Origin of the sequence: uncultured Cardiobacterium sp., assembly GCF_938028185.1 — a bacterium.
In the GTDB taxonomy this organism is placed as follows: domain Bacteria; phylum Pseudomonadota; class Gammaproteobacteria; order Cardiobacteriales; family Cardiobacteriaceae; genus Cardiobacterium.
Genome location: NZ_CALJAH010000268.1, coordinates 1 through 7,548 on the forward strand (window position 1 = coordinate 1; position 7,548 = coordinate 7,548).

A 7,548-nucleotide genomic window follows, 5' to 3' on the forward strand; every position below is an offset into this window, starting at 1 on the left:
AACCCGAAAACGGCAGCTGGCAAGGCGTTGTGGCAGCTGGCGCTAACGCTGAAAGGCAACGGCAAGGTGGCCTTTCAAATGGAGCGCATCACGGTTTGGGCATCCACAACACGACCAATCTGCTGGACGGAAAATTTGCCGACTTAAAGCGCAGTGGGGTGTCATCACGGGATGAGAAAGGTGAATAAGGTAAGGTTTATAAAGGATTATTTCTCCCTGTCTGGTGATGAGTAGCTCCTTTTTTGTCCCATATGCCTTTTTTTCTTCATGGGGATATCCTCTCACAGATAGTACTCCCTCCTGATTTCTTGGGGCGGTTTAGTGTGCATGAGGCCCACGCAGCGGGATGTTGAACAGGCGCTCAGAACCAGATGATTTTTTTGCGGTTGCGCGGGGTGAATTTGCCACCAACCATTTGGCAGTTGCTTTGTGTCATTTCTTCTTTGTATTCGTGGCCGTCGGCGTGGATGGCGGTGCAGGTGCCCTTGGAGAGGTTGTGCGAGCCGACGGCGGCGGTGGTGTCGCCTCTGGCGCAGGCGGTGAGCAAGAGGGCGGTAGTGAGGGATGCGAGCAGGGTTTTGGTCATGGGGTTTCTCGTGGGTTTGGTGAGGTTTTTTTGGCGGGCGGGGCGGTTTGCGCTTCTGTCCGCGTTTTCCTGTTTGGCGGTTTGTCGTTTACATACGCTTGAGCGCTCAAGGTGTATGTAAATCTGTAGCAACTGTAGGGGCAGTCAGGACGGTGTCCGTAATCGCCCATTTTGTTATCACGGGCGGTTACGCTCGTTCCCCGCTAACCGCCCCTACAGGGGGAGGGGGGCGCGGCGGGATTCGTTTCTCAACGCCCCTTCAGCCGTCCCAGCGGGTCGGCGGAGTCAATGCCGTCCATGTATTGCAGGTGGCGCTCTTTGTGGGTGAGCTGATAGACAAGGCCAAGCCAGTTGGCAAAGAGTGCCTTGGCGGTGTCGCGCCAGGTGACTTCTATTTCTTCGGCGAGGCGGTCTTCGGGGAAGTCGCTGATGGGGCGGCCTGAGGCGAGGTAGTCGCGCAGGATGTGTTGTCCGGCGGGGGTGAGGTAGTGTTCCGGCGGTTGTGGCGGCTGCGGCTGTACGCCCTGCTGGTAGTGGCCGAGGTCACGCCGGTATTCTTTGAGCAGGCTGCTGCGGTCGTATTCGGGGTGCCCCTGGAAGTAGATTTGGCGGAAGCCGTCCGGCGAGCTTGCCATCGCCACGCCGCTTTCTTCGCCCGCGACCAGTACCGGCAGGCCGTGCGCTTCGAGTTGGGCGGCGCTGATGCCGTTCCAGCGCGAGTGCGGCATATCAAAGCGGGTGTTGATGTTGGCGAGCATCGGGTGGCTGCGGTCGAGCACGCGGTGGCTGTACACGCCAAAGAGTTTGGCGTCGCGGCGCTGCCGCGTGATGCCGTAGAAGTGCTGGAGCGCGAGGTGCGAGGCGAGGCAGGAGCAGAGGACGGAGGTGACGTTTTTGTCCGCCCAGTCGAAGACGCGCTGCACGTGCGGCCAGTAGGCTTCTTGCGCGAGGTCGGCGTGCATCGGGTTGGTGCCGGTGAAGATGATGGCGTCGAGGCCGTCGCGGGCGAGGTCGTCGAAGTGTTCGTAGTGGCGGTCGATGTAGGCCTGGTTTTCGGCGCTGCGCGGTACGCCGGGGACGGTGAAGATGTGGACGTAGAACTGCGCGATGCGGTTGGAGTTGCCGATGAGGCGCAGGAATTGGCGCTCGGTCGCTTTCAGCGCGCCGTCGGGCATGATGTTCAGCAGGCCGATGTGCAGTTCGCGGATGTCCTGCTGGCTGGCGCGGCGGATGTCGAGGATTTCTTGTCCTTCGGCGCGCAGGCGGTCGAGGGTTTCGAGTTCGCGGTGGGCGACGAGTGGCATTATTGGCCTCTTTGCGCGGCACGGGCGCGGTTGAGCAGTTCATCAAAGTCGGCGGCGTCGCGCACTTGCCAGACGTCGCGTGCGCCGAGGACGACGCCGTGGCGCGCGGCCAGTTGCAGGTAGCGTTTGCGCCGGTGTGCCATCATTTTCGGGGTGACGAAGCGGATGAAGTCGTCGGACTCGAAGCGGTCAGGGGTGAGGCCGCCTTTCATCAGGCTGTATTCGCTGATCATTTGTTGGAGGAAGGCGGCGTGGTAGCAGATGGGTTTGGGGTAGGCGATGGCGCGCGCTTCCAGTTCGGCGTAGAGCGCTTCGTCGGTGTCGATATAGACGAAGAGGGTGTGCGCGGCGAGGGTTTGTATGAGGGCGTCGTCGTCGATTTCGCAGATGCTGCCACCGGCGTCGTTAATAAAGGCCTTGTAGCCGTAGAGGCGCTCGGCGCGCTCGATGAAGGCGGGGACGTCGTACATCGCCGCGCGTTCGGCTTCGCTGAAGAGGCGCTGCCGCTCAATGAAGGTGCGCGCGTCGTAGCCGTCGCGCCCCAGTTTGCCGATGAAGGCGGAGAGGATGTGCAGCCGTTCGATGGTGACTTTGCCCTTGACGCTGACGGCGTCGTCGCGCAACAGCGCCGCGAGGGTCGGCTCGCGCCGCGCCAGCACGGTGAGCCAGTCGCTAATCGGCTCGCTCAGGTAACGGGTGGCGATGCGGTAGTCGCCGGAGTAGTGAAACCAGCCGGCGCCTTGCAGCAGGGTGGCCAGCGTGGTTTTGCCGACGCCGGAGGTGCCCATCAGGGTGATGCGGGATATCGGGGGCATTTTTTCTTCCGTTTGCACTGAAAACGCGCGCTATATTAGCATTCTGTCCCTGCTTCTTACGGAATTTATCGCTGTTTATGGTCTCTCTTTTTACGCAAATTTTTCCCGCACCGCCCGGCGATTTGTTGCTTGGTGACTGGCAGGGCGAGCTGGTTCTCTGCGACTGGCTGCTTGCCAGCAATGGCCACCGTAGCGACAGCCGCGTGCCGCATTTGCTCGGCGCATCGTTACAGGAGCAGGCGACGCCGCTGCTGGCGGAAACTGCGGCGCAACTGGCCGCGTTTTTCACCGGCAAGCGGCGCGGTTTTGACCTGCCGCTGCGTCTGGTTGGCACGCCGTTTCAGGTGCGCGTCTGGCAGGCGCTGCGGGAAATTCCCTGCGGCGAAACGCGCAGTTATCAGGACATCGCCCGCGCCATCGGCAATGTGAACGCCACCCGCGCGGTGGCGGGTGCCATCCGCAGCAATCCGCTGTCGGTGGTCGTCCCCTGCCACCGGGTGATTGGCAAAAACGGCGGCCTCACCGGCTATAACGGCGGCACGGCCGCGCTCTATATCAAGGCGCGGCTGCTGGCGCTGGAGCGGGGTGCAAGGGAATTGGGGTTGGCATGAGAAACGCGCCGGGTGGCGCGTTTTTTGTGGTGCAGAGGCTTTGCCGAAGTCGGGTTCAGGCGGTTTCGCGCAGGCTTTCCAGTGCTGTCGCGGTTTTGCTCGGCAGGAATTGGGTGATGGTGTATTCCGCCAGTTGTTGCTGGTGGAACGGGTCTTCGCTGATGATGCGCTCTACGCTCGCCCGGTCTGGTGCACGCAGGATGATGATGCCGCCGTCGCGCGGTTCTTTGCGCCCGGAGAGGAGGAATACGCCTGCGGCGTAATAGCGCTCCAGGTAGGCGATGTGCGCGGGCAGGTGCGCTTCGATGTCGGCCAGCGGGCGGATGTAGTGCAGCGAGATGATGTACATGATGTTTCGCTGTTCTCAGAGTTGCGCCAACAGCGGTTTCAGCGCTTCGCGCAACGCGGTTTGGGTGTCGGCGTCGGCCTTGCCGTCGGCGTCAAAGTGGTCGCCGTAGCTGCCCCGGCTGTATTGACCGACGATTTTCGCGCCTTGCCACGGCAGCAGTTGGGCAAGCAGGGCGAGGTTGCTTGCGCCGCCGTTCGGGCCGGGCGAGGTGGAGATCAGCAGCACCGGTTTGTCGCCGAAGAGCTTGTGGCTTTGCGTGTTGGCGTAGCGGCTGCCCCAGTCGATGAGGTTTTTGAAGGCGGCGGGCATGGCGCCGTTGTGTTCGGGGCAGGCGATGATAACGGCGTCGTGCGCTTCGACCAGTTCATAGAAGGCTTGGGCTTCTTCGGGGTAGCCTTCTTCGCTTTCAATATCAATGCTGTAGAGCGGCAGGTCGATGTCGCGCAGCGCGGCGTAGGTTTTGTCGTGGCCGTCGGCGAGGTCGCAGGCGGCGGCGAGCAGGTTGTGGTTGAGGGATTTCTGGCTGTTGCTGGCGCAGAAGCAGAGGATTTTTGCCATGAGGGTTCTCCGGTTGGCTTAGGTAATGTGCCAGTGTCCCCGGTGTTTGTCCGGGTTGGCGGTGAGGCGCGCGAGGTAATCGCGGCGCGGGATGTTCACCGCACCCATGCTGATAAGGTGCGGCGTGAGGAACTGGGTGTCCAGGGTGTCGATGCCTTGCGCGGCAAGCCAGGCGCAGAGGCGGACAAGGACGATTTTTGAGGCGGACGGGCGCAGGCTGAACATGGATTCGCCGCAGTAGATGCGTTCGAGGGCGACGCCGTAGAGGCCGCCGACGAGTTCGTCGTCCTGCCACAGTTCGCAGCTGTGCGCCCGCCCCTGTTCGTGCAGGGCGAGGTAGGTTTGCCGCATTTCGCCGGTAATCCAGGTCGCACCGTGGCAACTGGCGCAGTAGTCGATGACGGCGGTGAAGGCGGTGTCCAGCGTCAGGCGGTAATTCGTGCGCCGCATCAGTTTGCGCAGGGAGCGGCTGGTATGCACGGCGGCGGTGGGGATGATGGCGCGCGGGTCGGGACTCCACCAGAGGATGGGTTCGCCGGGGTTGTACCAGGGGAAGATGCCTTGGCTGTGCGCGGCAAAGGCCATTTCGGCGTCGATGAAGTTGCTGCGGGCGACGAGGCCGTGTTCGTCGGCGCTGTCGGCGGGCGGGAAGCGGTAGCGGGGGTCACGCATCGGGCAGGCTCCAGACCCAGAGCATGACGGCGAGGGCAATCAGCGCGGCGGGCAGTATGAGGTAAAGGTAGCGGTCGCTGTACAGGGCAAGGAGGACGGCAAAGGAGAGGGTGAGCATCGCGCTGGCGGCGATTTTGCCGCTGCGCGGTACGGCGCGGTTTTCGTTCCAGGCAGCGATGGCAGGGCCGAAATGGCGATGTTCGGTGAGCCAGCGGTGGAAGCGCGGGCTGCCCCGCGCCCAGCACCAGGCGGCAACGATGAGAAACGGCACGGTTGGCATGACCGGCAGCAGCAGGCCGATAAGGCCGAGGAGGAAGGCGAGGAACCCGGCAAGGTTCCAGAGGTGTCGGTGCATGGGCGACTCGGTTGGGGGTGGGCGGGACGGTGCGGCGTTGCCAGTCTTCGCGTCCCTTTGCTATTATGCCGCCTTTCTTTTCCATGTGGTTTTTTCTATGCGCAACACGCTGATGATGCGGGTTTTCCCTTGTGCCGCCGCCCTGTTTTTTTCTGCTTCGGCTTTCGCCGAATCGTTCCAGGTTTCTGATATTCGTATTGAAGGTTTGCAGCGGATTTCCGCCGGGACGGTCTTCACCTATCTGCCGGTAGCGCCGGGCGACCGCTTCGACATGAACAACAGCGCGCAGGCGATTGACGCCTTGTACAAGGCCAACCTCTTCTCGCAGGTGCGCCTTGCCCGCGAAGGCAACGTGCTGGTGGTGCAGGTGGAAGAATTTCCGGTCATCGCCGAGGTCAAGCTCAAGGGCAACCGCGATCTCAAATCCGAAGACCTGCAAAAGGCGCTCTCCGCCGCCGGCATCACCGAAGGGCAGGCGTACAACCCGCAGATGTTGCAACAACTGGTACAGGAGCTAACCCAACAATACCAGGCACGCAGCAAATACGCGGTAAAAATCGACCCGCAGGTGCGACAACTGCCGCGTGGCCGCGTCGCCATTGACCTCAACATCAGCGAAGGCCGCTCCAGCCGCATCAAAAACATCGACATCGTCGGCAACAAAATCTACCCGGACAGCCAACTGCTCAGCCTGTTTGACACCTCCACCCCGCGCTGGAACTCCTGGCTGACCAAATCCGACCAGTACGACCGCGACAAACTGCAAGCCGATATCGACCGCCTCGAATCCTTCTACCAGGATCGCGGCTTCATGGACTTCAAAGTCACCTCGACCCAGGTCTCGCTCTCGCCCGACCGCCAGTGGATCTACCTCACCATCAACGTTGATGAAGGCAAGGTTTACCGCGTCAAGGGACACCAGTTCAAGGGCGACCTCATCGTGCCGCAGTCCGAACTCGAATCCCTCGTCACCTTCAAAAACGGCGACCGCTACAACCGCAGCGAAATCCGCAAAACCACCGACGCGCTGCGGATGCGCCTCTCCGACGAAGGCTACGCGCAGGCACAAGTCAACGTTGAGCCCGACGTGGACAAACTCAGCGGAGAAGTCAACCTCGACATCCTCGTCACCCCCGGCACCAAAACCTACGTCCGCCAAATCGGCTTCACCGGCAACAACAAAACCTACGACCGCGTACTGCGCCGCGAACTCCGCCAACAAGAAGCCAGCCCCTTCTCCGGCTCGGACGTCGCCCGCTCCGAAGAACGCCTGCGCCGCCTGCCGCAAGTCGAATCGCTGGAGCAGGAAATCCACCCCGTCCCCGGCTCGCCCGACCAGGTTGACCTCGAATACAAAATCAAAGAACGCAGCACCAGCAGCATCGAAGGCGGCGTCGGCTATGGCCAGAGCAGCGGCGCACTCTTCAACATCAAATACAACGACGACAACTTCCTCGGTACCGGCAACAGCCTCGGCATCAACTTCGGCAAAAGCTCCTCCGAAGAAAGCTACGGCTTCAACTTCACCGACCCCTACTTCACCGCCGACGGCGTCAGCATCAACTACGCCTTCGACTACACCAAAACCAACTACCGCCGCGAACGCCTCTCCGACTGGGCGGCGGACACCATGGACGCCACCGTCACCTTCGGCTACCCGCTCACCGAATACCAAAACATCTACTTCGGCGGCGGTTTCCGCAACCTCAAAATCAACACCGGCAAAGACGTCGCCTCCGAAATCACCGACTACCTCAACAAAAACGGTCGCCGCTACAACGAAGGCGTCGTCACCCTCTCCTGGAGCAAAGACACCCAGGACAACACCTACCTGCCGACCTCCGGCAGCCTGAACCGCATCAGCGGCGAAGCCACCCTGCCCGGCAGCGGCGACACCTACTACAAACTCGGCTACCGCAACCGCACCTACTTCCCGCTCAACAGCGACAACACCCTGCTCGTCGGCCTGCGCGGCGACATCAGCTACGGCGGCGGCTACGGCAAAACCGACGGCCTGCCGTTTTACCGCCACTACTACGCCGGTGGCCTCAACACCCTGCGCGGCTACGAATACGGCTCGCCCCGCCCCCAAAACAAAAACGGCGACAACAGCGGCGGCGACTTCCGTACCACCGGCGGCATAGAAATCATGACCCCGTGGAAAACCAGCGAAAAATCCAACAACGTCCGCGTTGGCACCTTCCTCGACTTCGGCAACGTTTACAACAAGGTGGGCGACTTTGACGCGGGCGAATTCCGCTACTCCACCGGCCTCTTCCTGCAATGGATGTCGCCCAT

10 protein-coding genes are annotated in these 7,548 nt (G+C 61.7%); 3 read left to right on the forward strand and 7 right to left on the reverse strand.

All coding sequences use genetic code 11. The features are described from left to right. On the forward strand, nt 1–188 hold a 188-nt coding region (locus tag Q0349_RS07880; RefSeq protein ID WP_298080320.1), incomplete at its 5' end, for a hypothetical protein. A 173-nt stretch (nt 189–361) separates the two neighbouring features. Here the strand turns inward: Q0349_RS07880 and Q0349_RS07885 are convergent. The 3 genes from Q0349_RS07885 to Q0349_RS07895 all read right to left on the reverse strand — a co-directional run bounded on the left by Q0349_RS07885 (nt 362) and on the right by Q0349_RS07895 (nt 2,705). After that, the gene (locus tag Q0349_RS07885; protein WP_298080321.1) at nt 362–586 is read right to left on the reverse strand and encodes a hypothetical protein; all 225 of its coding nucleotides are present in this window, start codon (nt 584–586) and stop codon (nt 362–364) included. Nucleotides 587–834: 248 nt separating this feature from the next. Beyond that, nucleotides 835–1,890, reverse strand: coding sequence for a homoserine O-succinyltransferase (locus Q0349_RS07890; protein ID WP_298080322.1), 1,056 nt, complete (start codon nt 1,888–1,890; stop codon nt 835–837). After that, nucleotides 1,890–2,705: a hypothetical protein gene (locus Q0349_RS07895; protein ID WP_298080323.1), complete on the reverse strand. Its 816-nt coding sequence runs from the start codon at nt 2,703–2,705 to the stop codon at nt 1,890–1,892. Before Q0349_RS07895 ends, Q0349_RS07890 begins: the two co-directional genes overlap by 1 nt. 77 nt (nt 2,706–2,782) lie before the next feature. On the opposite strand from Q0349_RS07895, the gene Q0349_RS07900 reads away from it, so the two are divergent. Beyond that, entirely contained in the window at nt 2,783–3,316 is a 534-nt protein-coding gene (locus Q0349_RS07900; protein ID WP_298080324.1) for a methylated-DNA--[protein]-cysteine S-methyltransferase, read from the forward strand. A gap of 55 nt (nt 3,317–3,371) precedes the next feature. Here Q0349_RS07900 and Q0349_RS07905 read toward each other — a convergent pair whose 3' ends face one another. From Q0349_RS07905 to Q0349_RS07920, 4 genes are read right to left on the reverse strand one after another with little or no spacing between them, the layout of a single operon-like run. Continuing rightward, on the reverse strand, nt 3,372–3,665 hold the full coding sequence (locus tag Q0349_RS07905; RefSeq protein WP_298080325.1) for a YciI family protein: 294 nt from the start codon (nt 3,663–3,665) through the stop codon (nt 3,372–3,374). A 15-nt stretch (nt 3,666–3,680) separates the two neighbouring features. Then, nucleotides 3,681–4,223: an NADPH-dependent FMN reductase gene (locus tag Q0349_RS07910; RefSeq protein WP_298080326.1), complete on the reverse strand. Its 543-nt coding sequence runs from the start codon at nt 4,221–4,223 to the stop codon at nt 3,681–3,683. A gap of 18 nt (nt 4,224–4,241) precedes the next feature. Next, nucleotides 4,242–4,895 (reverse strand): leucyl/phenylalanyl-tRNA--protein transferase, encoded by a 654-nt coding sequence (aat, locus tag Q0349_RS07915; RefSeq protein WP_298080327.1) that lies wholly within the window; start codon nt 4,893–4,895, stop codon nt 4,242–4,244. Further along, on the reverse strand, nt 4,888–5,250 hold the full coding sequence (locus Q0349_RS07920; protein WP_298080328.1) for a YbaN family protein: 363 nt from the start codon (nt 5,248–5,250) through the stop codon (nt 4,888–4,890). The genes aat and Q0349_RS07920 overlap by 8 nt, the downstream gene beginning before the upstream one ends. 112 nt (nt 5,251–5,362) lie before the next feature. Between Q0349_RS07920 and bamA the strand changes: the two genes are divergently transcribed. Then, a partial coding sequence (gene bamA / locus Q0349_RS07925; protein ID WP_298080329.1) for an outer membrane protein assembly factor BamA occupies nt 5,363–7,548 on the forward strand: 2,186 nt, incomplete at its 3' end.